The organism is Amycolatopsis sp. NPDC004079 (assembly GCF_040610415.1).
Lineage (GTDB): Bacteria > Actinomycetota > Actinomycetes > Mycobacteriales > Pseudonocardiaceae > Amycolatopsis > Amycolatopsis halotolerans.
Window position 1 is genome coordinate 275,681 of the sequence record NZ_JBEXMH010000006.1, and the last position, 24,723, is coordinate 300,403.

The window sequence follows — 24,723 nt, forward strand, 5'->3', positions numbered from 1 at the left end:
CTACGCGCCCTTCGCGTCGATGTCGACGTGCTGCTGGAAGTGCTTGCCCTGGTAGGTGACGTCGACATCGATGTCCACGTCCTGCCCGGCCGGAGCTTCGACCGTCGACTGGCCGGTGTTCAGGTCGGTGTGGATGACCACCTCGTGCGCGCCGGTCGACTGTCCCGGCACCGACGGCGCGGGGGACGGAGCCGGGGCCGGGGCGGGATCCACGGGAATCCAGCTGTTCCCCGGGTTGGCCCCCGTTCCGGCGCCGCCGCCGGACGGCCAGCCGCCAGTGCCGCTGCCCGAAGGCCAGCCGCCGTTGGACAACGCGGGCGGTGTGTAGTTCGTGAACGACGGATTGCCCCCGGGCACTCCCCCGCCGCTGCCGCCGATGGCCGCCTGCCCGGACGCGCTCGCGACGGGCGCGGGCAGCTGCGGCGCGGTGACCGGGGTGCCCGAGACCGCCGCGTTGCCCGCCGCGCCATTGGCGTCGGAAGAACCGTGGTGGAACAGCTTTTCGATGTCGCCGATGATCGTCGCGACCTGGGTGATCTGGTTCGCGAGGTCGCCCGCGCCGAGCGCCTTCAGCAGACCGCCGACCGCGGTGATGAATCCGCGCAGCGTGGCGCTGGTGGCAGTGGAAAGCGCGACCGCGGCCCCGTAGGTCCACCAGTTCGACATCAGCGACGCGACGGTCGGGTTCACCGCCGCGACCACCGACCGGTACGCCTCCTGCGCCGCCTTCACCAGCGTGCCCGAGACGCCGAGCAGCTCAGCGCCCTTCTCGATCACGTTGATGATCTTGGTGAGCTGCTCGAGCGAGTGGGAGATCTTCTGCAGCGCCGATTCCGACGCCCCGCCGGACCAGACCTTGCCGAGCTGGTCGGCGGCCTTGCTGAGCTCGGTGTAGAGCGAGGTCAGCTCGGCGGCCTTGTGCAGCAGGTCGAGGACGTGCTTGGCGATCTGCTCGGGCTGGCCGGTGACGATCTGCGGCAGCACGGTGATCGGGCCGCCGCTGGTCGCGGTGGCGTCCATCGCGCTGGAGTTCGGGAAGAACATCGGCTTCGGACCTCACTTGGTCGGGGATTCGGGGTCAGACGGAGGCGGGCCGGTAAACGCTGACCTTGGCCAGTCCGCCGAGGCCCGGGTCGAGCAGGCCGTGGTTGTAGAGGGCGCCGCCGTCCCCGGCGACGCCGATCACCGGGTGGTGGTCGGGCAGCAGGAGCGGCTCCACGACGACGACGTCGCCGCTGTGCACGCCGCCGGGCACGTCGCCGAAGGTGCGCGCGGTGCCCGAATACACCTCGATCAGGCCGACGCGCGCCTGGTTGTCGGCGTCGCCGGCGAGCCAGTCGTTGAAGTCCGCGACGCCGTGGAACCGGGCGTCGGTCAGCGGGTGCTCGGCGAGCCTGCCGAGGTCCGCGTCGCCGAGGTAGCGCAGCACGTTGCCGACCGAGGACGGCTCGCCGTGCGCGCCGGTGCTGTCGGTGATCGCCGCCGCGGCCAGGTGCGCGGCGTGCGGGGCTCCCCAGATCGACGTCAGCGACGTAGAAGACCCAGCAGACTGAGCACCGCCGTAGCCGTCGGAAACTGCTTCGTCGGCGCTTTGGTAGGCGTCCGCGCTGTGCTTGACCAGGCCGTTGATCTCCTGCAGCAGCTGCAGCAGCGAACGCACCGCGGTCACCTGTTGCGAGTGCAGCGCCTCGTTCGCCGCCGCGACGACGCTGCCGAAACTGGCGAACGTCGTCGGCTGCAGGACGAGTTTTTCCAGGTCTGCGACGGCGTTGATGCCGTGGGCGATGATGCCGCCCACGTTGCCGACGGTGGAGCGCATGGCCTCCGGCTCGGCCCGGTACTCGCCGGTCGTGCCCATGGCTCTCCCTCCCGCTCCGTGCGTACGACGCACCGGTGCGGGGCGTCTGCGCAGAGCGTAAGTTCGCGCCGCCGGGCGAGCGGACGGCAAAAGTACCCACCGCGACCGGACAACAGGCGGCCAAAATACGGGGCATGAGTTCCACCCGCGACCGCCTCGGCCTGCTCGGGGAGCAGCCTGGGGAGATCATGCTGCAGTCCCCGCCGATGCTGCCCAAGAGCGGCTCCGGCGGCGTGATGCAGCTCATGATGTTCCTGCCGATGATGCTCGGCATGGGCGCGATGTCGTTCGTCTACATCGGACGCGACGGCGGGGTGATGACCTGGATCTTCGGCGCGCTGTTCGTCACCGCGATGGGCGGCATGATCGTGATGTCGCTCGGCCGCGGCGGCATGGCGAAGAAGGCGCAGATCAACGAGGAGCGCCGCGACTACCAGCGGTATCTCGCGGGTCTTCGCACGCGCGTGCGCGCGGTCGCCGACTCCCAGCGGGCCACGCTGATCGCGCAGCAGCCGGATCCGGCGGACCTGTGGGCGTACGTCGAAACCGACCAGCACTGGGACCGCCGCCGCGCCGACCGCTCGTTCGCGATGGTGCGCGCGGCCACCGGCCCGCAGCCCCTCGCGACGCCGTTGCGCGCGCCGCAGATCGCACCGCTGGAAGAGCTGGACCCGGTTTCCTCCACCAACCTCAAGCACTTCATCCAGACTTTCTCGACCGTCGAAGGCCTGCCGGTTTCGGTGTCGCTGCGCTCGTACGCGGCCGCGACCCTGTCCGGCCGCCGGTTCGACGTGCTCGGGATGACGCGCGCGGTGCTGGCTCAACTGGTCACGTTCCACTCGCCGACCGACCTGCGCGTCGCGTTCTGCGTCGCCCCGGACCGTTCGCACGACTGGGATTGGGCGAAGTGGCTGCCGCACGCCACCGCGCCGGTGCTCGCCGACGCGACCGGCCAGCGGCGGCTGTTCGCCGACAACGCCGCGGAACTGGCGCGGTTGCTCGGCCCGGACCTGGGCGACCGCCCCGCGTTCTCGCGCCGCGGGGTGACGGCCGACCTGCCGCACATCGTGCTCGTCGTCGACGGCGGAGACTCCCACGGCGAACCTCGGCTGCTGGCCGAAGAAGGCCGTTTGGGCATCACGGTGCTGGAAGTCGGCGGCGACCAGCCGCGCGCGACCTCGACCGAGCGGTTGCTGAGCCTGCACGTCTCACCGGATCAGCTCGGCATGGTGGTGCTCGACGGCACCGAAGCGCGGCTCGGCTTCCTCGGCATGCCGGACCGGCTCGACCACGGCGCGGCCGAAGCACTGGCCCGGATGCTGACGCCGCTGCACCACGGCGGCGCGGTGATCAGTGAACAACCGATGTCCTCGACGTTCGGCTTGGCCGGTCTTCTCGGCATCGGCGACCCGCGCGACACCGACACCACCGTCACCTGGGCCCCGCGCCCCGCGCGCGACCGGCTGCGGATCCCGTTGGGCGTGAACCCCGACGGCCGTCCCGTCGACCTCGACCTCAAGGAATCCGCCGAGGGCGGCATGGGCCCGCACGGCTTGGTGATCGGCGCGACCGGGTCCGGCAAGAGCGAACTGCTGCGGACCCTGGTCACCGCGCTGGCCGTCACGCATTCGTCGGAAAAGCTGAACCTCGCGCTGATCGACTTCAAGGGCGGCGCGACGTTCGCCGGCATGACCGACCTGCCGCACACCTGCGCGGTGATCACGAACCTGTCCGACGACCTCGCGCTCGTCGACCGCATGGCGGACGCGCTGAACGGCGAACTGCTGCGACGGCAGGAACTTCTGCACGCGGCAGGCAACTACGCCTCGGTGCGCGACTACGAAAAGGCGCGCGCGGACGGTACTCCGCTGCAGCCGTTGCCGTCGCTGCTGGTGATCATCGACGAGTTCTCCGAGCTCTTGTCCTCACGCCCGGAGTTCATCGACCTGTTCGTCGCTATCGGACGGCTCGGCCGCTCCCTGGGCATCCACCTGCTTCTGGCTTCGCAGCGTCTCGAAGAGGGCCGCCTGCGCGGGCTCGACTCGCACCTGTCGTACCGGATCGGCCTGCGAACGTTCTCCGCCGCGGAAAGCCGTGCGGTGCTGGGTGTCGCGGACGCCTACCAGCTGCCGCCGGTGCCGGGTTCGGCGTATCTGAAGTCCGACAACGACACCCTGATCCGGCTGAAGGCCGCATACGTCTCCGGCGAACTCCCGCCACGCAGCCGGATTGTGCGGTCAGACGGTCAGCAACTGGGCGTCCTGCCGTTCACTTTGGGGCCGGTTGAGGTACCAGTCGCCGAACAACCCGCCGCCGAGGCCCCCGCGAAAGGCACCGGCGAAACCATCATCGGCGCGATGCTGTCCCGGTTGGAAGGACGCGGCCCGGCCGCCCACCAGATCTGGCTGCCGCCGTTGGCCGAACCGCCCACCTTGGACCAGCTGCTGCCCCCGATCGGCGAAGACCCCCACCGCGGTTTGTGTCCCCTCGGCTGGGGCGGCAACGGCAAGCTGACCATCCCGGTCGCGTTGGTGGACAAGCCTTTCGAACAGCGTCGCGACATGCTGTGGGCGGATTTCTCCGGCGCGGCGGGCAACGCGGTGATCGTCGGCGCACCGCAAAGCGGCAAGTCGACATTGATGAAGGACATCGCGGCGATGCTCGCGCTGACCCACACCCCCGCCGAGGTGCAGTTCTTCATCCTGGACATGGGCGGCGGCGCACTGGCCCCGATCGCCGGCCTGCCGCACGTCTCGGGCTACGCCACCCGCCGCGACCCGCAACGCTGCCGCCGGGTCGTCGCGGAACTCGTGACATTGCTGGAACAACGGGAAGAATTCTTCGCCGCGCACGGGATCGAATCGATGGCCTCCTTCCGCAGCCGCCGCGGCGAATTCACCGAAAGCAGCGACGACCGCGAGTTCGGCGATGTGTTCCTGTTCGTGGACAACTGGACCACCATCCGCTCGGAGTACGAACGCCTGGAAGAACAAATCACCGCGCTGGCGCAACGGGGTCTGGGCTTCGGCATCCACGTCCTGGTCTCGCTGAACCAGTGGATCGGCGCCCGCGCGCAGCTGCGTGACGCCATCAGCACCCGCTTCGAACTGCGCCTGGGCGACCCGGCGGACTCGTCGATCGACCGCAAGGTAGCCCAAAACGTCCCCGCCGACCGCCCCGGCCGCGGTCTCACCGCGGACAAACTGCACTTCCTCGCGGCCCTCCCGCGCATCGACTCGGACCAACGCCCGGAAACCGTCGGCGCCGGCGGCCTGGACCTGGTCCGCCGAGTCTCCGCCGCCTGGACCGGCCCGCGCGCGCCCCAGGTCCGCCTTCTTCCGCCGGAAGTCCCGCTGGACTCGTTCCCCGCCGCCCCGCGCGGCCGGATCACCCTGGGCCTGGCCGAATCGACCCTGCGCCCCGTCCACCTGGATTTCCGGACGGACCCGCACTTCCTGGCCTTCGGCGACGTCGAATCGGGCAAGAGCTCGCTGCTGCGTGCGCTCGTCACCGGCATCTGTGCGGCTAACACCCCCGACGAGGCCCTGATCCTGGTCGGCGACTATCGCCGGGGTCTGCTGGGCGTGGTGGACCAACCGCACCTGCTCGGCTATGCCGGTGCGGAGAACACCCTGACGGACTTGGTGAACCAGTGCGCGACCGCGATGCGCAACCGCCTGCCCGGTCCCGATATCACGCCCGATCAGCTACGCAACCGCTCATGGTGGCGGGGGCCGGACCTGTACGTGGTCATCGACGACTACGAACTCGTCGCGACCGCGGGCCGGAACCCGGTGCTGCCGTTGCTGGAATTCCTCCCGCAGGCAAGGGACATCGGCCTGCACCTGATCCTGGCCCGCTCCTCCGGCGGCGCCGGGCGGGGCATGTACGAGGCGGTGATCCAGCGGGTGCGGGAGCTGGGGTCGCCGGGTCTGGTCATGTCCGGCGGCAAGGAGGAGGGCGCGCTGATGGGGGATGTGAAGCCCACGCCGCAGCCTGCCGGGCGCGGGACGCTGGTTTCGCGACGGCACGGGACGGAGCTGGTGCAGGTGGCGTGGACTAAACCGGTGGAGGACTGAGGGGTCTCAGTCGAGGAAGACCTCTCGGCTCGACAGATGGCTCGAGTAGGAAACGTCCCACTCCGCGGGCACTTCCCGCCGAACCCGCCGGGCGAGTTCCCAGCCGCGCTCGTCGAAGCGACGTTCGGCCTCGTCCGACGGAAACGCGGACGAAGGCGGGTCGGCCCAGTTCCTCGTGGCTTCCCATTCGTCCCGCCAGTCGGACAGGTCGCGAGCCAGCTCCGCACTCAGCCCCAGCTCCGGCGCCGCGGGGTTGACTGGGGTGGTCACGTCGTGGGCGTACGGATCGAAGACCCACAGCGGGTCGGCACACCATTCCACCATGACCTTGATCGACCGCCACTGGATGCCCGGCTGTTCCACGGGGAGCGACTTGCGGCGAGTGGGCCAGGCGAATATGTCCGAGATCCGGTGGAAGTCCCAGAAACTGACGGGTCGCTGAGGCTCCGGGTCGATCACCGGCTTTCCTCCGCACCGGCCCGCTCTTGCGAAAGAAGGCGACTCGGCGAAGGCGGCGGCGGAAGCGTGAGCTGCCGCACTTCGGCGAGGAACTCCCTCACCAGCGCGAAAAACTCTTCCACCTCGTCCGCCTGCTCCGCCGCCCGCGCGGCGACCACCTTCTCCGCCTGATACGACCAGACGATGTTCGCCCCGATGCCTCCGTTTCGGGCCAGCCATGCTTCGAATCCGCAGAAGTACCCGAGTTCGGCCGCCGCGCTAAACCCGCCGAAGAAGGCGAGGGCTGGCTCCAGGCGGTAAATCCCGTACACGCCGGGACGGTTCATCACGTCGGCCATGCGTTCGTGCTGGCTCAGCATTTCCGCCTCTCTCAGGGCAATCGCGGATACAGCGGTTCCCACCGAAGCACGACGGCACGCAGCTCCGGATCGACGAGATGGTCCCGCATCTCTCCGGCAAGCTTGATGAGCTGCTTGACCCGATGCAGCCGGGCGATCTCCGGCGTCGACAACTTCGTCCACCCAGGGCTCAGCCGCTCGCACTCGTCGATCCGCTCGGGCGTGAGCACCGCCATGATCCGCCGGATGGCGTCCTCTGCAGCATACCCCTTGCCAGGCAAGGAAAAACCGGATTTCACGAGCCCGATCGACATGAACATCTGCCGGTTCAGCAGTTCGTCCTCCTCTAGCAGCCCGTGTTCCTCCACGTACGAGAGCACGTCACAGGCCGCGCGCAGATACCGGTCCTTCTCCGCCTCCGACCACGCCTGCCCCTCGTCGATCTCTCTCCACAACCCGCTGAACAACAGGCTGAGCAACTCGCTCCAGCCCCGCGGATGCGTTCCGTCCGGCAGCCGTCCCCCGCCGATCCACCACTCGAACCGCTCCCGCAACGACAACCTGACCAACCGCGGGATCTCCGGCCACGACATCAGCTCGGGATATTCCGCGTCGAATCCCGGCAGCGAGCAACATCCGGCGGCACGTCTTCGACCGGAATACCGGACCGTTCCAGCAGAACCAGGCAGACCCCGAGAAACCCGCGCGCCAATTCCCGGTACACCTGATGAGTCATCACGGAACTGTCGAGCACCGTCCGCACGAACACGGCAAGCTTCGCCGGATCCACGTAAGAGAAATCGGCGGCCATCGGGCTCAGCCCGGCGTCGCTGATGTCCAGGTCGAAGTTGTGCGCCAGCGTCACACCCATGCTCACGAACAACCGGCCGACCCGAAGTGCCGGACTCCACACGTCCTCGTCGTCGACAGTAGTGAAAATGTAGCTCACTCAGCCTCCCTGCCCGCGCCGCTGTCGTACCGAACCACGTCCCACAACGACTTCGCCGCCCGCCGCACCGCCGTTACCTCCGGCCACGCGACCTCGTCGCTCACCGTGAGCGTCACGATCGCGTCGGCAGCGGCGACGCGACCCGGCTCGTCACCCGGCGACAACTTCAGGATCATCTCCAAGTGCGCCTCCGAAATCAGCGGCGCGACCGCGGAGAGCTCAAGATGACAACCCACCTCAGCAGACACCCAGCCTTCACCGTCGCGGCGATCGTCGACCGGCAACGCCGCAGTCAGCGCGTCGAACCCGGCGGCAGCACTCAACCCGCCGGTCCGGCAGTACAGCTGGATCCCCCGCGCAACCGGACCGCGGACGGAGAAGCCTTCCGCCGCCGCCAGCCGACGCAGCGCCGCACGCACCTCGGCGAGCAGCTCCTCGTCCGTCACGTCGCCCGGGTCGCGCAGCGTCGGGTCGATCGGATAGTCCTCGAGCACGAAGAAGAGGTGATTCAAGACCAGATAGAACGGGGTCCGCAACCGTTCCCGACGCTCGTTGGACAACCGCCAAGCAGCACCCCAGGCCCGGGAAAACTCCGGCCCGGACAACTCCCTGCGAACCAACGCCTCCATCGCGGCAAGCTCCCGCGCCACACCGGAATCAGCGGGCACCTCGCTTCGCTTGGCCCACACCGGCGTCAGCACCGGGTGCTCCGCCGCGACGGCCAGCTCCGGATACCATCCCGCCAGCAGCCAGGAGCACCCCCGGTGTCGCCGGTCATAACGCGTCCAGGTCCACTGCGAAACCGGAGCCGTCATCGTAAGGAACCACGTCCCACAATGACTTCGCCGAACGCCACACCGCCGACACCGTCGACCACTCGACCTCGCCGCTCAGCGTGAGCGTCGCTATCGCGTCCGAGACGCCGACCCGGCCCGACTCGTCGCTCGGCGCCAGTTCGGCGATCATCGCGACCGCCACCGGAATCCCTGCGGAGAACTGGAGCTGGCAACCGTCGCCCACCTCCGCGGACATCCAGCCTTCGCCGCTTTGCCGATCCTCGACCGACACCGCGGCACCCGCGGTCAGGGCATCGAACCCCGCTGCGGCATCCACCCCGCCAGTCCTGCAGAACAAGTGGATCTCATACGCCATCCGCGCACACCGCCGTCATGGAGCGTTCCTCACCCACATTGACAATGAATCCGTACGTCGCTTGCAGGCAGTCCTTCACGGAAGCCCCAGCACCGGAAACTCCTCCTCCACCGCAGCCAACGCGGCCACAACCTCCGCCACCTGCGCGTACTCGATCCCCTCGAGACGGAACAACAACCGGTTCCCGCTCGAATGATCCGCGACCGCCACGCCCTCCGCCTCGACCCGCCCGTCCCCCGCGACGGTCACGGTCAGGTCCAGCCAGTCCTCAAGCGACGTCAGCCGCGCGCTGCCCCCGGACTCCGTGCAGGCAGCCAACTCCTGGCGAAACGCCTGCAATTCATTGACCCGCAACCCCGCGTCCAACCGCGCGGTGAACCCGCCGGACACGATTTCGATCGGGCTGACCAGCCAGTTCCCGTCCCAGAAGTCGTCCGCGCCGGGATGCGCCCGACCGCGGACCGCGATCACCAGCCGGTCGCCGCGAGCCGCGCCGAAGGTCACCGTTCGCATCCCACTCCCCTGTAGTTCTCGCTTGCCTGCCAGCATATGCAGTCCGCGAGGGAGGGAGCCCGGATGCCCGGCCTGGTCGAACTGGCCTACACCACCGGCGGAGGCGTCGTCGGCGCCGCGCTGACGAACTACCTCGCCAAGGTCCAGGAACGCCGCCAGCTCCGCGCCGAGGTATACCGCCGGCTCGAAGCGACCCGCGCGATCTCCGGCGGCGTGCACGAAATCCGGATCGGTTTGCCCCCGAACACCTTGACCAGCCGGAAAACTCTCGCCAACGCACTCGGAATCGCCGCCGTCCTCGAAGACGGCACGGACGCCCACCGCGCCCTCCACGACGCTCTCTCAGAGCTCCTCACCGCGGTCCTGGTCGCCGGGATCCCCCGCCGAGTAGCCGATTTCGCCGGCGGCGCGCACGAACGCGTCCTGGAAAGCGCCGTAGTGACAACTGTCGACCGACGCCTAGGCGGTATCCCCAACGCCAACGCCGACCAGCTCGCCCAAGCCGCCCAGACGTACCGCGCCGAAACCACCAGCCTTCTGCTAGCCGTTCTCTGGCACCCGTGGCGAGCCCGCCTCCGGGTACGCGGGCGGATCCGCAAACTCCGCGTCTCCGCCCGCGCACTGCGTCTTCAGCAGGAAGCCGCCGTCGCCGCGCTCACCCGTCCGGAGCAAGCCGAAGCCCTCTACCAGCGTCTTGACCCGGACGGCACGCTCCGCGAAACGTGGATCGAAGACCGACTTCCGTAGGTTACCGGATTTCCAGATGCCGCCTACGGTCGGGAAATCACCACCGAGGCGGAGGGATTTTCCATGCGTTACGCGAAAGCGGCGGCCGTCGTCGCAGGGGCAGCGATGGCGTTCGGAGTCGGGGCGGCACTCCCGGCGAGCGCCGACACGCACATCATCGGCGGCGGCACCGTGAAGTCGGCCCCGTGGGGCGCCCAGATCTTCTGGGACGACGTCACCGACTACGGCGGCTTCGAATGCTCCGGGACGATCATCGCCTCGCAGTGGGTGCTCACCGCGCAGCACTGCCTGAACAAGGGCGGAATGCACGTCAAGGTCGGCGACGTCTCGCTGGGCAAGGGCACTGAAGCGGCGGTCGACGAGCAGAAGGCCTCGCCCAACGGCGACATCGCCCTGCTGCACCTCAAGTCCGCGGTGGACACGACGTTCATGAAGCTGGCCGACAAGGACCCGGAAAACGGCGCCACCAACCAGATCTACGGCTGGGGCCGCACCAAGGACCAGAGCCCGCCGTCCGACACCCTCAAGACCGCGGACGTCCAGGTGACCGGTGAGAGCACGGACGCCTTCAACGGCAAGGCAATCGCCAGCAAGGGCGTCACCGGCTCCTCGTGGCACGGCGACTCCGGCGGCCCGCAGCTGGCCGACGGCGTCCAGGTCGGCGTCTGCTCCACCGGCGAAAACTCCGGCAGCGACGAACACGGCACCCAGAACTACGCCAGCGTCGCCAACAGCCGAGACTGGATCAAGCAAACCGCAGGCGTGTAACACAAAGCCGTGAAGGGCTCCTTGCGGGAATCTGATTCCCGCAAGGAGCCCTTCACGGCTTTCACGCGCCCCGCGCAACCATCCCCCGCAACGCCCCCTTGTCCGGTTTCCCGGACTCCGCCACCGGAACCTCCCCCACCACGGTCACCGAAGCCGGAACCGCCCCCTCCCCCAGCTCCGCGGCGACCGTCTCCCGCAACCGCACCGGATCAGGCACACACCCAGGCGCGGCAACAACAAACGCGTGCGCCGCCTCTCCGGTCCGCTCATCCGGAACAGCCACCACATAAGCCTGGTCCACCTCGCGATGCGAAGCGAGCACCCGCTCGATCGGCCCGGTGTAATGAATCACCGCGTTAACGATCACCACATCCCGCGCGCGCCCGGTCAGATATAAAAATCCACGCTCATCCAACCGCCCGATGTCCTGCGTGCGAACCCACCCGTCAACCAGCACCGAACGACTCGACGCGGAATCCTCCCAATACCCCGCGAAAACCCGAGCCGCACGAACGAAAACCTCCCCGGAAACCCCAGCGGGAACCGCTCGCCCGGCAGCATCCCGAACCTCCACGGAAACACCGTCGCAAGGCAACCCCACCGAAGCGATCGCCTCCGGATGTTCGGCGACGTCCCCTCGATACAACACAGTCAATTTCCCGGTCTCAGTCTGCCCATACCCCTGCCGCAACGCGGAACCTATCCGCTCGAACCCCTCGGCCAGCAAACCAGGCTCCACCGGCGACCCGGCCACGGTCAGCGCCCGCAACCGGGAAAGATCAACCTGTTCCCGCCGCAGCACATCCAACATCCGATACAACCGAGGCACCGTCACCAACGCCGCCGTAATATCCAGCCGGGGCAGAACCCACGGAAAATCCGGCGCCCCCACCGGAATAACCACAGTCCCCCCGGCAAGCAAACAAGCCTGCAAATGCAACACCATCACCGCACTGCTCAAAGTCCCGAACAGCAAAAACCGCCGATACTCCCCTTCCGGCGTCCTCCCCCGCTGCTCGATCCCGAACTCCCCCAACGCGTCAAACCGATACGCGACCCCCTTGGGCACCCCGGTGCTCCCGCTGGTGAAAACCACCCACCCCATGTCCTCAGGCCGCCCGCAAGGCACCGGTTCCTCGTACTCGGCAAGAAGCTCCGCCCCGATACGCAACACCCGAACCCCGGGCAACTGAAATGAACCATCCGTCACCACGGCAGCAACCCCGTCCAGCACCGCGGCCAGATGCGCCGCGGGCAACCCTTCCCGCACCCCCACCGCCCGAGCCCCCAGCGTCTGCACAGCGACCTGCGCGGCCCATCCCTCCGGCGTCACCCCGGTAGCGATCCCGACCCCGTCCCCGGCGCGCACCCCGGCCGCCCGCAACCCGGCGACGAACCGCCCGACGAGATCGAGCACCTCCCCCCGGCGGACCCGCCGCTCCCCGTGCTCGAACGCGACGTCCTCCGGCGCGCGCCGCAGCGAATCCAGCAACTCCTGGGGAAATGCCATGACACCGTCCTCCCGTCGGGCCAGCCACCCGCGACTGGCCCGGCAAGAGGTACCGAACAGATCTCAGAATCCCCTCAGCGCATGCCGCTCACTGGGAACCGCCGAAGGCCGCACCGCCCGCACCGCCAGCACCCCGCCAAGCACCACCACCGCGACCAACCCAGCAGTCGCCGCGAGCGTCCACACGTCCGGCCGCACAATCGACTGCCCCCGCATCGCCTGCCACGCCGTAATCGCCATGACCCCCGCGTACCCGACGGCCCCAGTCCACACCAGCCGACGCCGCACGAGTTCGTTGCCCAGCACCGGATACCGCCGAGCCAACGCCACCAACGCGAGCGCCAGAAGCGGCAACGCCTGAATCGCGTGGATCCCCACGAAATGCGTGATCCGCATGTCCCCGCCGACCGTGCTCCACCCCAGCAGCGGCAACCCCGGCCCGCCGTCCTCGAGACCGACCGTGTGCCCGCCGATCATCGCCGGCATCCCGCCGCCGTCCATCACCTTCTGCTGTGCCGGGGTGGGCTGGAACATCATGAGCGCCAGCCCCATCCCCGCGACCGCGAGCGCGGTTCCCCAGCGCAGCGCGGACGTCAGGGCGCGGTCCGGCAGCTTCTGGAACAGCAGCAGGACGACCACCGCCGCGGTCGCGCCCCAGGCGGTGAACGCGCCGCCTGCCAGCAGGTTGCCGATCGTCACGTCGGCCGGCGTCGCGTGGTTGAAGTGCAGCGGACGGTCGAGGACGAGCACCTGCCACACCAGCAGCGCCATGTCCGCGCCCATCGCGACGGCGAACACCGTGCCCATCCACCAGCCGGCCCGGCGGCCGCGCTTCACCAGCGACAACAGCCACGCCAGCGTCGGCGCGTACAACGCCACGGAAACAGCGAATTTGAACGGTTTGGCCCACAGCGGCGCGTTGACGAGCGTGCGATCATCCAGCAGCAGTCCGAATACGCAGACGGCGAACAGCAGCACCATCGCCCCGGCCAACACCCCCAGCGGGCGATGCAGCCGGAACAGTCGTAATCCCCAGGAAGTCATGGGGTCAGCCTGGCTGCCAGCGGGGGGCCGAACACTGGCGTCGTCCCCCGTCTTGGGGGTAGGGCGCACCCCACCTGTGGGTAATAGTGCCGTCAAAGCGACCGGCAGTTGTGCCGTTTGACCGGACCCGCTCTTTTTCTAGCGTGACATTCACACCGCGCGGCCCGCCGCGCACCGGGATTTTCCACGAGAGGGAAGGAGGTGGCCCGTCAGATGTCCAGTCCGGGATTCCAGGCAGATTCAGCTGCCATGACGCGCGCCGTCCAGGGCTTCGAGGAGACCGCGTCGAGCGCGAAGACGACGATGGCCAGCTTGGAGTCCGAGCTGACCGAGACGCTGCGGAACTACAAGGGCGACCAGGCCGTCGCGTTCTGGGACCTGCAGCGCAGGCTCCAGGAGAAGATGACCGCCGCCGTCCGCGAGCTGGACACGATGTCGCAGCTGGTCCACACCAGCCACGCGAACTACAACTCGGGCGACTCCGACGTGCACCAGAGCTTCCAGAGCGTCAGCCACACCGTCGAGGGCAACGTGATCCCTCGCCTCAACCCCTGAGAGAGGACAAGACACCATGGCTGACGTCGTAGAAATCAGCTTCGGAGCCCTGCAGCACAGCTCCGCGTCGCTCGCCGCCAAGGCGAAGGCACTGACCTCCCAGCTGGAGCAGCTGCACCAGAACCTGCAGCCGATCACCCAGACCTGGTACGCCTCGGGCAGCTCCGCCGGTGAAGCGGCGCGCGCGTCCGAGACCCGGCTCCGCCAGGCGACCGCCGACATCGTCGCGATCATCGCGCAGTTCGGCACCAAGGTCGGCGACGCCCACGATCTCCAGCACCAGCTGGAGAACCGAAACCAGGGCCTGTTCGCCTGATCCGGCCCCGACGCCGGCCGTCCGGGGCGGGACCACCCCCCGCCCGCTCCGGACGGCCGGCTTTCCCGCGTCCTGCCGCACGAGAGGTCACCGGCCGATGCCCGACCAGTCGTACTACGTCCACCTGGAATCGCTGAGCGACTTCGTCCGGGAGCTGGAAACCCAGATCCACGCGATGTCCCGGCCGAACGACTTCCTGCGCACCCTCGGGGAGCATCCGCTGCTGTTCGGGGAGTTCGGGGAAGCCGCTTCGCTCGCCGACGCCCACCACGCCGCGGTCGCCGAAATGCAGGGCCTGCTCGAGCAGGTCCGCGGGGCGATCACGTTCGCTCAGGACGTCACCACCACCGTCGCCGACGGTTACGCCCAGGCCGACCAGTCGGTCGCGGGCGACCTGCACCAATCGGGTCAGCAGACCGGTCTGCTGGACCCGCTTTTCTCGTTGCTGGGCCTTGATTCTTCAGGGGGTAAGAAGGCATGAGCGGCCCTCGCACCAACTTCGCCGGTTACACCCATCAGCAGCTCTACGCGATGCTGCAGGCGGGCGATCCGACCACCGCGCGCGCCGCGGCCGAACAGTGGGGTTCGGCCTCGCGCGGGCTGTACGACCAGGCGGAGAACCTGTCCGACCAGCTCACCGACTTCTCCAGTTCGTGGACCGGCGGCGCGGCCGATCAGTACCGGACGATGATGACCGACCTCGTCGGCGGCATCCGCAAGGTCGCGGTCACCGCGCAGGGCATGCGCGACATGCTGGAGGACGCCGCGGACGCGCTGGTCAAGGCGAAAACCGAGATGCCGCCGCCGGTCGCGGTGCCGGACGTCTCGCCCGCCGACGTCGCGCTGGCGGTCAACCCGCCGCTGCTCCCGCCGGACACCCCGCCCGCCACCGTCGTCGCCGCGACGCAGCAGCGGCAGCAGGCGATCGCCAACGTCGAAGCGCAGCAACAGGCCGCCAACGCCGCCGGCTCCGCGCACGCGAAGGCGATCGTCGTGATGAACAACCTCGCGACGAATTACGACACCGCCGAGGACACGATCCCGGTCTCGCCGAACGCGGCCGCCCCGCCGCCCAAGCCGGTTCCCGGCGGCGGCGCTTCCACCGGCGGCGCCACCGGCCCGATCGGCAACAGCCCGGACGGCGGCACCGCGGTCGGCGCCCCGGTCGACTCGCACCCGCTGCCCACCGACGGCACGCAGGCGCCCGGCTCCCAGCCAGGGCATCCCGCGCAGACCCCGGGCAGCCCGCTGTTCGGCGACATGTTCACCGCCGGTCTCGCGGCCGCGTCCGCCGCCGCGTTCGGCCGCTTCGGGTCGATCATGCCGAAGGTTCCGCCGTGGGCCTCGGGCAGCAACAAAGACAAGAACGACAAGGACAAAGAGCAGGACACTCCGCCGGGCATCAAGCTCGGCGGCGGGGCCGGTCCCGAGGGCGGGGGCGGCGGCGGGATCCCGGTCGGCGGCGGGGGCGCTCCGTCGATCGACGGCGGCGGCATTCCGTCCGGCGGCGGCCTCAGCGGCGCCGGGGAAGCTCCGGCCGCGCACTCCGGGCTCGCCGGGAACGCGCAGTCGAACGTCCTGAGCGGGCTCGCGGGCGGCGCCGCCGGTGCGGCGGGCGCGGCGGCCAAGAGCGCGATGCCGATGATGCCCATGATGCCGATGGGCGGCATGGGCGCGGGCGGCGACATGGGCTCCGGCAGGCGGATTCCCGCGTGGCTCGTCGAAACCGAGAACGTGTGGGGCCAGCAGGCTCCCGTCGCGCCCTCGGTCATCGGCGAAGAGCCGACCGACCAGCCGTGACCGACGGCTACCGGGTCGCCCCGGCGAAACTCGCCGGCGCGGCGTCCGAACTGGACGCTCGCGCCGGCGCGCTCCGGACCGCGCAGCAGGCCGTGGCGGGCGAACGAGTGCCCGCCGCGGCCTTCGGCCAGGTGTCCGCGTCGGCCGGATGTGCCGCCGGGCTGGCGAAAACGCTCGGCGCCCTCGCCGGGGACGTCGACCAGCGCGTCGCTCGCGTCCAGGTCCTTCGCGACGGTCTCACCGCTTCGTCGGCGGGATACCGGCGCGCCGACGAGCAAGTCGCGGCGATGTACCGCTCGCTGCTGCCCGAGGAAGCCGTTCCCTCCGCCGGAAAATCCGCCAGCAGCAGCAGCGGCGGCTGGGCCGGCACCATCGCGGCCAACCGGACGAAGGTTTCCGACGCGCTCGCCGCCGAACGGACCCGCCTCGCCGGACTGTCCGATCCGGACGACATCGCCCGCTCGCAGCGGCGAATCGCGCTGTACCAAAGCATTCTCGACGACCACCGGCAGATCCTGCGGTTCGATCCGTCCGGCAACGGCCGGATCGCCGAACTCGTCGGCACGATCCAGCCGGGCACGCGCAACGTCGGGCTGTTCGTGCCCGGCGTGCACACCCGGATGGACACCTTCCAGTCCTACGCCGACCTCGGCCGCAGCCTCGTCGCCGCCGACCCGAGCGGCCGGACCGCGATGGTCGTGTGGGCCGACGGGGTCTTCCCGCAGAACGTCACCACCGAGGGCGCCGAAGCCAGCTACGCGCAGACAATGGCCCCGAACCTCAAGGCGTTCGGCGACGAACTGCGCGGCCAGGTCGACTCCCAGACCGGCGGGGCGGCCACGATCACCGCGATCGGCCACAGCTACGGCGGCGCCACCGTCGGGCTCGCTGACCAGCAAGGCTTGCCAGTGGACCGGGTGCTGCACGTAGAGTCGGCGGGCATGGGACACGGCGTATGGAGCCCAGCGGACCTGCCGCCGAGCCAAGCAGGCGTGCAGCGGTACTCGATGACCGCCCCGCTGGACCCGATCATCCTCGCCCAGGGCAACGCCGGGGCGCTGGAATGGACCGGCATCGGCCACGGAGCCGACCCGGACACCTTCCCCGGCGTCACCGAACTCACCACCGGCCGCGACGCGGCGGGCGACGTGCAGTGGGGCTTGTCCTCGCACAGCGGCGTGCTCAAACCGGGTTCGGATTCGTGGGAGAACATCTACGGGGTGCTGACCGGCGGTCACGTCACTGAAGCACCCGTTCCGGTTCCGGCGGTGCTGCCGTGATCACGCGCGAATTGACGGATCTGGCTGCCGAGCTGACGAACGTCATCGACAGTGTCGCCGAGGCGTTCGGCTCGCGCGCAGTGCCCACAGTGGACGGTGAGCTGGACTGCGATCCCGCGCAGCCGGGGCATTTGGTGTGCTGGCAGTACGGGGTCCGGCTCGAGGACAGCCCGGGTGCGTTGCGGGTGCTGACCGAAGCGGTGCGCCCGACGTTGGAAGCGGCGGGCTGGGAATCGTACGACCGCAGCACTTATCGGGAAGTGATCGGGCGGTTTTCGCGCGAGGGCGCGGATTTCAGCGTGCACATCGCGCGCGACGGACGCGGGGTGGCCATCATCGGCTCGACCCGCCTCGTGAGTGTTGATCCCGGTTAGCACCGGCGTCGCCGCTCACGACCCCCGCACCAAGCAGCGCAGCCAACGCGGGGTACCCGCCGTCAGCTCCCCTCCGGCTCAGGCCCGAAACCGCGACGGCCGCCACCCGCGCCGCCGCCCCCGCCGGAACGCCGCCACGCCGATCCCCGCCGCCGCAGCCGCCGCGACCCCGCCCACCGCAACAACTCCGGCCGCCACATCAGACGTCGGCCGAGCCTGCGCGGCCGCCGGAACCACTGCGGGCAACTGAGACCGCACCGCCGCCGCACTCGGACCGGGCGCGTTGGCGGGCAACGTCGACGACACCGCGGCGTAAGCGTCGAGCATTCCCCAGCCCCGGCGCGGATCGTGCGCCCCGGACGGCGGCCGGGAAGCGGTGAGCATCAACCGGTTCACCACCTGCTCGCCCTTCAGCTCCGGATGCGCCGAACGCACCAGCGCCGCCACTCCGGCGACATAAGCCGCGGCCAAGCTCGGGTCGGTGATCGGCCACCGATGCGCGACCGCGCCCCCGCCACCGGCCGACGTACTCACCAGATTCGCGCCAGGCGCGGCGATTCCGAGGTAATCCCCGGCTTCGGTCTGCACCGGCGCGCCGGATTCGTCCGTCGAGCCGACCGCGAGCACATCCTTCGACGCGGTCGGATAAGTATGCGCCCCTTGCTGAGTGGCCGCCGCAGCTGAAATCACCACAGCCCCGCGCGATTTCGCGTGGTCGAGCGCCGCACCGAGCGCCGCGCTGTCCGAACCCGCCGGAACCGCCACGAGAATAACTCCGGCGCCGCGGTCGACCGCCGTGTCAATTGCTCCCGCCAGCGCTCCCGGGTCTCCGCCGCCGTCCGAGGACGAACCGTTGCTTTCGGTGTAGCGCAAGGGAAGCAGCTTCACGCCGGGCGCGACGCCGGTGAAGGTGGTCTCGTTCGCCGGCTGCGCGCCGACGATGCCCGCGGCGATCGTGCCGCGGCCGTCGCAGTCGGAATCCGCGGTGCCCGCGCCGCCGAGCACCTGTCCCGGCCCGAATTGCGCGTTCTGCTTGTCGACGCCGGTGCCGATCACCGCGACGGTCTGGCCCTCGCCCCTGGTCAACGCCCACAGCCGCGGCGGGTTCACCAGCCGCTGCCCCCAGGACACCGCTCCGGTGTACGGGCCGGACGGATTCGCGCACGCGGCCGCCCGGGCCGAGGTCGCCGTGCCGGGCAGGCCGAGCGCCACGAGCGCGGCCACCGCTCCGGCGGCAATTCCCCGCACCGCGGCCCCCTCCCCTTGTCGGACAAGGAGATTCTAGTGGAGAGCGGGCCGCGGCGACAGGGTTATCGCAGGTCCATCCCGAGATCGAGAGCGGGCGAGGAATGCGTGAGCCCGCCGACGGAGAGATAGTCCACACCGGACTCGGCGTACGGCCGCGCGCGGTCGAGCGTGAGCCCGCCGGACGACTCCAGCCGCGTCTTCGGCGACACCTCGTCCCGCCGCGCGACCGCCTTCACGCACTCCTCCGGCGTGAAGTTGTCCAGCAGCACCTCGTCCGCCCCGGCGGTCAGCGCCTCGTCCAACTGGGCCAGATCGTCCACCTCGACCTCGCACGGCAGCTGCGGCGCGTGTTCCCGCGCGGCCGCCAGCGCCGCGGTGACCGAACCGGCCGCGACCACGTGGTTGTCCTTGATCAGCACCGCGTCGCCAAGACCCATCCGGTGGTTCACGCCGCCACCGCACCGCACGGCGTACTTCTGCAGCAGCCGCAGCCCCGGCGTCGTCTTGCGCGAATCCCGTACCGCCGCACCGGTTCCGTCGATCGCGGACACCCACGCCGCGGTCGCCGTCGCGACTCCGGACAGCAGGCACAACAGGTTCAGCGCCGTGCGCTCCGCGGTCAGCAACCCGCGCACCGGACCGCGCAGCACGAGCACCGGCTCCCCCGGGACGGCGGCCGAGCCGTCCTCGCGGATCGAGACCACCTCGTAGTCCTCGCCGAGCACCTGGTCGAAAACCGCCAGCGCCACCGGAATCCCGGCCACGACACCGGCGACGCGCGGCGTCAGCTCCGCCGCCGCGCGGGCGTCCGCCGGAACCGTGGCCGCCGTCGTGGCGTCCGGCCCGTACCGCAAATCCTCTTCCAGCGCGGTGGTCACGACCCGCCGCACGTCCGCGACGTCCAGCCCGTCCACCACCAGCGACCGCACGACCGCTTCGGAGAATTCCCCGCTCATGCCACCCCTTCCAACGACGCCGCCTCGACCAGTACCGGCTGTCCCGACGGGCTCAGCCGGATCAGCTGGCTCCGCCGCAGCCCTTCGTCCCGCTCGGGGAAGTCCGTCCGCACGTGACATCCCCGCGATTCCGTCCGCCGCTCCGCCGCCGCCAGCAAGGCCTGGGCCGCCAAGGTGAGCGCCGCGTCCTCCACCCCGCCGTGTGTCCACAACGGACTGTCCGTTGTCGACAAGTCGAGCGCCGAGACCGCTGCCGCGAGCCCGTCCGCGTCCCGGCCGATCGCCGCGTACCGGCTCATCACCCGTTGCAGCACATCACGTTCCGCCGTCGGCGCGACCGTCCGTTCCGGAATCCGGCCCCGCGCCGGGTCCGGCAGCAATCCGGCGGCCAGATCCGCGGCGACCGCCTCCGCGGTCCGCCGCCCGACGACCAGCCCTTCGAGAAGGCTGTTGGACGCCAGCCGATTCGCCCCGTGCAACCCGGTCCGAGCGACCTCGCCCGCGGCGTACAGCCCGCGCACACTCGACCGTCCGTCCACAGTGGCCACCACGCCGCCGCACGCGAAGTGCGCCGCGGGCGTCACCGGAATCGCGTCCACCGCCGGGTCGATGCCAAGCACCGCGCACGCCGCGTGCACCGTCGGGAACCGCTTGGCGAACCCGGGAATGCCAGTGGCGTCAAGGAAAACGTGATCGTCGATGCCGCCGGGGGCCAGCAACTGCCGCCGGGTGATCGCCGCCGCCACGACGTCGCGCGGGGCCAGATCGCCGAGCGGATGCACCCCGGCCATCACCGACTCGCCCGCGCCGTCCACAAGCGTCGCGCCTTCGCCGCGCACCGCCTCCGTGACGAGCGGACACCGCCCGCGCGCGCCCGGCGTGTACAGCACCGTCGGGTGGAACTGAACGAACTCGACGTCGGCCGCCGTCGCCCCGGCGCGCAGCGCGAGCGCCAGCCCGTCACCGGTCGCGATCTCCGGATTGGAGGTCGCCTGGTACAGCTGTCCGAACCCGCCGCTGGCCAGCACCACCGCGGACGCGCGCACCACACCCGGCACACCGTTGCGGTCGAGCACCGTCACACCGGCCACCTCGCCCGCGGGCGTGCGCAGCGCGTCGACCGCGATGTGGTGCTCCAGCACCGGAATCCGCCGCTCGCCAGCCTGCGCGACCAGCGCGCGTTCGACCTCCGCGCCCGTCGCGTCGCCGCCAGCGTGGATTACCCGGAACGCGCTGTGCCCGCCCTCGCGAGCCCGCGACAGGCCGCTCGAACTGTGGTCGAACACCGCGCCGTTCTGCCGCAACTCGGTGACTGCCGCCGGACCACCGCCGACGATCGACCGCACCGCGGCCTCGTCGCAGATCCCGGCTCCGGCGGTGAGCGTGTCCGCCGTGTGCTTCTCGACCGTGTCGCCCTCGTCGCGCTCGCCGTCGAGCACCACGGCCACGCCGCCCTGTGCCCACCGCGTGTTGCCGTCGGCGACCGCCGCCTTCGTCACGACCAGCACGTGCAGCCCGAGTTCGCGGGCCCGCAGCGCCGCCGACAGCCCGGCCACGCCGCTGCCGATCACCACCACATCGGCCCGTGCTTCCCAGCGCGGATCCGGTGAGGTTTTCGCCTCATCGGCGTTAACTAGGCCGCTCATTCCCCACCACCAGGCTGCCCGATTTCGATCATCCGCCGCACCGAGGCGCGAGCCCGCGAAGCCGTTTCGGGGTCGACGTGGACCTCGTCCGCGCCCTCGGTGAGACTCCGCAGCAGCGCGGCCGGGGTGATCATCTTCATGTACCGGCACGAGGCCCGGTCGTTCACCGCGCGGAAGTCGATCTCCGGCGCGGCCTTGCGCAGCTGGTGGATCATGCCGATCTCGGTGGCCACGAGCACCGAGGTCGCCTTGGTGTCGCGCGCCGCGTGCACCATGTCGCCGGTGGACAGGATCTTGACCCGCTCCGGGGCCACCGCACCCTCGCCGGCCAGGTAAAGCGCCGAGGTCGCGCAGCCGCATTCGGGGTGGATGAACAGGTCGGCGTCCGGGTTCTCCTCGGCGCGCGCGGCCAGCTCGGCCCCGTTGATCCCGGCGTGCACGTGGCACTCCCCGGCCCAGATGTGCATGTTCTCGCGCCCGGTCACGCGCTTGACGTGCGCGCCGAGGAACTGGTCCGGAAGGAAGAGAACTTCCTGGTCAGCGGGGATGGAGGCGACGACGTCGACCGCGTTCGACGACGTGCAGCAGATGTCCGTCTCGGCCTTGACCTCGGCCGTCGTGTTCACGTACGAGACGACCACCGCGCCCGGGTGCTCGGCCTTCCACTCGCGCAGCTGAGCGCCGGTGATGGAGTCGGCGAGCGAGCAGCCCGCCCGCGCGTCCGGGATCAGCACCGTCTTCTCCGGAGCCAGGATCTTCGCCGTCTCGGCCATGAAGTGCACGCCGCAGAAGACGATCGTCGACGCGTCGCTGCTGGCCGCGATGCGGCTGAGCGCCAGAGAGTCGCCGGTGAAGTCCGCGATGTCCTGGATCTCCGGGACCTGGTAGTTGTGCGCGAGCAGCACCGCGTCGCGCTTGCGGGCGAGCTCCCGCACGCGGGCGGCCCAGTCCGCGTCCGCCTCGACCCCGCCGTAAGGGGTCAGATCCTGGTCAAGCGTGGTGGTCATGTCTTCGGCCCTCTCGACTTTCGCCGGCCTAGGAACCGGATCGACCCCGGTTCCTCCCCATCCCGGTTTTCGCCTTATAATCGAAAACCGTGCGAAGCCATCTTAACACCCGAGCCCCCCTGGCCCACGAGGTTCTGGCGGCAGTCCTTCAAGTGCGCTCCGACACACTGCGCGTCCTCTTGTGGCGCCGAGCACTAGATCCACACCTGGGCCGCTGGTCCCTCCCGGGCGGCCGGCTTCGCCCCGACGAAGACGTCGAAACCTCAATTCGGCGGCAACTCGCCGAGAAGGTGGATGTCCGCCAGCTGAAGCACGTAGAGCAACTAGCCGTCTTCAGCGCCCCAGACCGCGTCCCCGGCCCACGCGTAGTAGCCACCGCGTTCCTGGGCTTGGTCCCCTCCGACGTGGACCCAGCAGTCCCCGAAGACACCGAGTGGCACGACGTGAACGCCCTGCCGCGCACCGCGTTCGACCACGAGGCCATCGTGCTGCGCGCCCGCGACCGTCTGCGGTCGAAACTGAGCTACACCAACCTGGGTTTCGCACTGGCCCCAGAGGAATTCACCATCTCCGCACTGCGCGGCCTGTACTCCGCCGCACTCGGCTACAAAGTGGCCGCGACGAACCTGCAACGCGTGCTCCAACGGCGTGGTCTGCTGGTCCCCACCGGCCACACCGCCGCCCCCGGTCGCGCAGGCGGACGACCTGCGGCGCTGTTTTCTTTTGCCGCGAAAGACATGCACATCACCGACCCTTTCGCGGTCCTGAAGCCCCCGCCGCGGCGGTGAACACGAACTGCGCCAGCGCTCCGCAGCCCGTACCGTGGACCGCGTGACCGAGCCAGAGCAGTGCCCCAGCGGGACGGCGACCCTGCCGTTGTTTCCGTTGCAGACAGTGCTGCTCCCCGGTACGCACCTGCCGCTGCACATCTTCGAACCGCGCTACCGGCAGCTCACCGCGGACCTGGTGACCGGCACCGTCCCCGAACACGAATTCGGCGTGGTCGCCCTGCGCGCGCCGCTCGTCCGCGAGGTCAGTGGTCTGGACCACGTGTACAGCGTCGGCTGCAGCACAATCCTGCGCGAGGCAAAACGCCTTCCCGACGGCCGCTACGACGTAGTCACCAAAGCCGCCCGCCGCTTCCGCCTGCGCGAACTGCACCGGGCGTCCGCCCCGTACCTGATGGCCGTGGTGGACTGGCTTCCCGACGACGCGGTCCCCACCACAGCGGAATCGACGGCCCACCAACTGGCCAAGGTAGCCCGCGCCGCCCACGAGCGATACTGCGAAGCAGCCTGGCACGCAGACGACTGGCACCCCCCGCACGACGACGCCGACCTGGGCGAGCTCGCGTACCAACTAGCCGCCGACTGCCTCCTCCCACTGGAGGATCGTCAGCTGCTGCTGGAGGAAACGCATCCCCTGCGCCGCCTGCGCATCGTCTGCCGCCTGCTGACAAGGGAAGCCGGATTCCTGGAAACCCTGGGCGCGGTGCCGCTGCCGCCGACCGAACTGGCGACCTTCACCAAACCCGCAGACCTGAACTAACTCCGCCCCGGTCCGTGAGGGCCACCCTCACGAACCCTGATTCCCTCAGGGTTCCCCTCACGACCCACGCGCCCGCTCCGACGGCCGTGAAGGGCTCCTTCACGTACTTAGATTCCCTCAAGGGCCCCTTCACGGACCACCCCACCGCCGCGATGCACCCAATGTGGCATTCGGTGCGTCCCACGCACCCAATGTGGCATTCGGTGCGTCAGATGCACCCAACGCCACATTGGGGCGCTAACCCCCACATCGCGAACCCACCGCGACCAGCCACTCAGCCGCGCGCACCCACCGCCCAACCGCAGCCCGCACACCCCAACTCGCGGTGCACCCACACCACCACCTAGCCGCACCAGCGCACCCAACTCGCGATGCACCCACACCACCCAACCGCACCAGCGCACCCAACTCGCAGTGCACCCACACCACCCCCGCACCCCGATACGAAGCCGAAATGCGGACGGCGGGTGCTTGTCAAGGCATCTTTCCCGGGAGCAGGGCTTCCGGCTCGCGCTCGACGGGCTCGGCCGCGGCGACCTGCCGCTGGCGCTGCTCGCGCAGTCCCCGGTGGACCTG

At 69.8% G+C, this 24,723-nt stretch carries 26 protein-coding genes; 11 read left to right on the forward strand and 15 right to left on the reverse strand.

Annotated features, from left to right (window positions below):
- Entirely contained in the window at positions 1-1,044 is a 1,044-nt protein-coding gene (locus ABZX37_RS09570) for a hypothetical protein (protein ID WP_354737708.1), read from the reverse strand.
- 34 nt (positions 1,045-1,078) lie between these two features.
- Entirely contained in the window at positions 1,079-1,858 is a 780-nt protein-coding gene (locus ABZX37_RS09575; RefSeq protein ID WP_354737710.1) for a WXG100 family type VII secretion target, read from the reverse strand.
- 134 nt (positions 1,859-1,992) lie between these two features.
- Between ABZX37_RS09575 and eccCa the strand changes: the two genes are divergently transcribed.
- Complete coding sequence (gene eccCa / locus ABZX37_RS09580) at positions 1,993-5,937, forward strand: type VII secretion protein EccCa (protein ID WP_354737711.1); 3,945 nt, start codon at positions 1,993-1,995, stop codon at positions 5,935-5,937.
- 6 nt (positions 5,938-5,943) lie between these two features.
- Here eccCa and ABZX37_RS09585 read toward each other — a convergent pair whose 3' ends face one another.
- The 7 genes from ABZX37_RS09585 to ABZX37_RS09615 all read right to left on the reverse strand — a co-directional run bounded on the left by ABZX37_RS09585 (position 5,944) and on the right by ABZX37_RS09615 (position 9,348).
- Complete coding sequence (locus ABZX37_RS09585; RefSeq protein WP_354737713.1) at positions 5,944-6,396, reverse strand: hypothetical protein; 453 nt, start codon at positions 6,394-6,396, stop codon at positions 5,944-5,946.
- Positions 6,393-6,755, reverse strand: coding sequence for a hypothetical protein (locus ABZX37_RS09590; protein ID WP_354737715.1), 363 nt, complete (start codon positions 6,753-6,755; stop codon positions 6,393-6,395). Before ABZX37_RS09590 ends, ABZX37_RS09585 begins: the two co-directional genes overlap by 4 nt.
- An 11-nt stretch (positions 6,756-6,766) precedes the next feature.
- Positions 6,767-7,327 (reverse strand): hypothetical protein, encoded by a 561-nt coding sequence (locus tag ABZX37_RS09595; RefSeq protein ID WP_354737717.1) that lies wholly within the window; start codon positions 7,325-7,327, stop codon positions 6,767-6,769.
- On the reverse strand, positions 7,327-7,683 hold the full coding sequence (locus ABZX37_RS09600) for a DUF6086 family protein (RefSeq protein WP_354737719.1): 357 nt from the start codon (positions 7,681-7,683) through the stop codon (positions 7,327-7,329). The genes ABZX37_RS09595 and ABZX37_RS09600 overlap by 1 nt, the downstream gene beginning before the upstream one ends.
- Complete coding sequence (locus ABZX37_RS09605) at positions 7,680-8,498, reverse strand: hypothetical protein (protein WP_354737721.1); 819 nt, start codon at positions 8,496-8,498, stop codon at positions 7,680-7,682. The genes ABZX37_RS09600 and ABZX37_RS09605 overlap by 4 nt, the downstream gene beginning before the upstream one ends.
- Positions 8,458-8,796: a hypothetical protein gene (locus tag ABZX37_RS09610; protein ID WP_354737723.1), complete on the reverse strand. Its 339-nt coding sequence runs from the start codon at positions 8,794-8,796 to the stop codon at positions 8,458-8,460. Before ABZX37_RS09610 ends, ABZX37_RS09605 begins: the two co-directional genes overlap by 41 nt.
- Before the next feature lie 114 nt (positions 8,797-8,910).
- Entirely contained in the window at positions 8,911-9,348 is a 438-nt protein-coding gene (locus ABZX37_RS09615) for a hypothetical protein (protein WP_354737725.1), read from the reverse strand.
- Between the two features lie 63 nt (positions 9,349-9,411).
- Here ABZX37_RS09615 and ABZX37_RS09620 point away from each other — a divergent pair, with 63 nt between their 5' ends.
- Together ABZX37_RS09620 and ABZX37_RS09625 are read left to right on the forward strand one after the other, a co-directional pair.
- Positions 9,412-10,095 (forward strand): hypothetical protein, encoded by a 684-nt coding sequence (locus ABZX37_RS09620; RefSeq protein WP_354737727.1) that lies wholly within the window; start codon positions 9,412-9,414, stop codon positions 10,093-10,095.
- A 105-nt stretch (positions 10,096-10,200) separates the two neighbouring features.
- Entirely contained in the window at positions 10,201-10,863 is a 663-nt protein-coding gene (locus ABZX37_RS09625) for a trypsin-like serine protease (protein WP_344268571.1), read from the forward strand.
- A gap of 61 nt (positions 10,864-10,924) precedes the next feature.
- On the opposite strand, the gene ABZX37_RS09630 is transcribed toward ABZX37_RS09625, so the two are convergent.
- Both ABZX37_RS09630 and ABZX37_RS09635 read right to left on the reverse strand, forming a co-directional pair.
- Positions 10,925-12,373: a fatty acid--CoA ligase family protein gene (locus ABZX37_RS09630; RefSeq protein WP_354737728.1), complete on the reverse strand. Its 1,449-nt coding sequence runs from the start codon at positions 12,371-12,373 to the stop codon at positions 10,925-10,927.
- A 63-nt stretch (positions 12,374-12,436) separates the two neighbouring features.
- Positions 12,437-13,417, reverse strand: coding sequence for a hypothetical protein (locus ABZX37_RS09635; protein ID WP_354737730.1), 981 nt, complete (start codon positions 13,415-13,417; stop codon positions 12,437-12,439).
- Positions 13,418-13,630: 213 nt separating this feature from the next.
- Between ABZX37_RS09635 and ABZX37_RS09640 the strand changes: the two genes are divergently transcribed.
- From ABZX37_RS09640 to ABZX37_RS09665, 6 genes are all read left to right on the forward strand, one after another.
- The gene (locus tag ABZX37_RS09640) at positions 13,631-13,972 is read left to right on the forward strand and encodes a WXG100 family type VII secretion target (RefSeq protein ID WP_093576046.1); all 342 of its coding nucleotides are present in this window, start codon (positions 13,631-13,633) and stop codon (positions 13,970-13,972) included.
- Positions 13,973-13,988: 16 nt separating this feature from the next.
- A complete protein-coding gene (locus ABZX37_RS09645) occupies positions 13,989-14,288 on the forward strand; it encodes a hypothetical protein (RefSeq protein ID WP_037809581.1) in 300 nt (99 codons plus the stop codon).
- Positions 14,289-14,385: 97 nt separating this feature from the next.
- Positions 14,386-14,769: a hypothetical protein gene (locus ABZX37_RS09650; protein ID WP_344268260.1), complete on the forward strand. Its 384-nt coding sequence runs from the start codon at positions 14,386-14,388 to the stop codon at positions 14,767-14,769.
- Entirely contained in the window at positions 14,766-16,088 is a 1,323-nt protein-coding gene (locus ABZX37_RS09655) for a WXG100 family type VII secretion target (RefSeq protein WP_354737732.1), read from the forward strand. The genes ABZX37_RS09650 and ABZX37_RS09655 overlap by 4 nt, the downstream gene beginning before the upstream one ends.
- A complete protein-coding gene (locus ABZX37_RS09660) occupies positions 16,085-17,368 on the forward strand; it encodes an alpha/beta hydrolase (RefSeq protein ID WP_354737734.1) in 1,284 nt (427 codons plus the stop codon). Before ABZX37_RS09655 ends, ABZX37_RS09660 begins: the two co-directional genes overlap by 4 nt.
- Positions 17,365-17,742 (forward strand): hypothetical protein, encoded by a 378-nt coding sequence (locus tag ABZX37_RS09665; protein ID WP_354737736.1) that lies wholly within the window; start codon positions 17,365-17,367, stop codon positions 17,740-17,742. Before ABZX37_RS09660 ends, ABZX37_RS09665 begins: the two co-directional genes overlap by 4 nt.
- A gap of 78 nt (positions 17,743-17,820) precedes the next feature.
- Here the strand turns inward: ABZX37_RS09665 and ABZX37_RS09670 are convergent, their stop codons facing one another.
- The 4 genes from ABZX37_RS09670 to nadA form a co-directional block, all read right to left on the reverse strand.
- A complete protein-coding gene (locus tag ABZX37_RS09670) occupies positions 17,821-18,990 on the reverse strand; it encodes a S8 family serine peptidase (protein WP_354737738.1) in 1,170 nt (389 codons plus the stop codon).
- Between the two features lie 62 nt (positions 18,991-19,052).
- Positions 19,053-19,946 carry a carboxylating nicotinate-nucleotide diphosphorylase gene (nadC, locus tag ABZX37_RS09675; RefSeq protein WP_354737740.1) on the reverse strand — a complete coding sequence of 298 codons (894 nt, stop codon included), beginning with the start codon at positions 19,944-19,946 and terminating at the stop codon, positions 19,053-19,055.
- Positions 19,943-21,592: an L-aspartate oxidase gene (locus ABZX37_RS09680; RefSeq protein ID WP_354737742.1), complete on the reverse strand. Its 1,650-nt coding sequence runs from the start codon at positions 21,590-21,592 to the stop codon at positions 19,943-19,945. Before ABZX37_RS09680 ends, nadC begins: the two co-directional genes overlap by 4 nt.
- On the reverse strand, positions 21,589-22,599 hold the full coding sequence (nadA, locus tag ABZX37_RS09685) for a quinolinate synthase NadA (RefSeq protein WP_354737744.1): 1,011 nt from the start codon (positions 22,597-22,599) through the stop codon (positions 21,589-21,591). Before nadA ends, ABZX37_RS09680 begins: the two co-directional genes overlap by 4 nt.
- Positions 22,600-22,733: 134 nt before the next feature.
- Between nadA and ABZX37_RS09690 the strand changes: the two genes are divergently transcribed.
- Positions 22,734-23,387, forward strand: a complete 654-nt coding sequence (locus tag ABZX37_RS09690; protein WP_354737769.1) for an NUDIX domain-containing protein — start codon at positions 22,734-22,736, stop codon at positions 23,385-23,387.
- Positions 23,388-23,430: 43 nt separating this feature from the next.
- Positions 23,431-24,147 (forward strand): LON peptidase substrate-binding domain-containing protein, encoded by a 717-nt coding sequence (locus tag ABZX37_RS09695; protein ID WP_354737746.1) that lies wholly within the window; start codon positions 23,431-23,433, stop codon positions 24,145-24,147.
- The last annotated feature ends 576 nt before the right edge of the window (positions 24,148-24,723 follow it).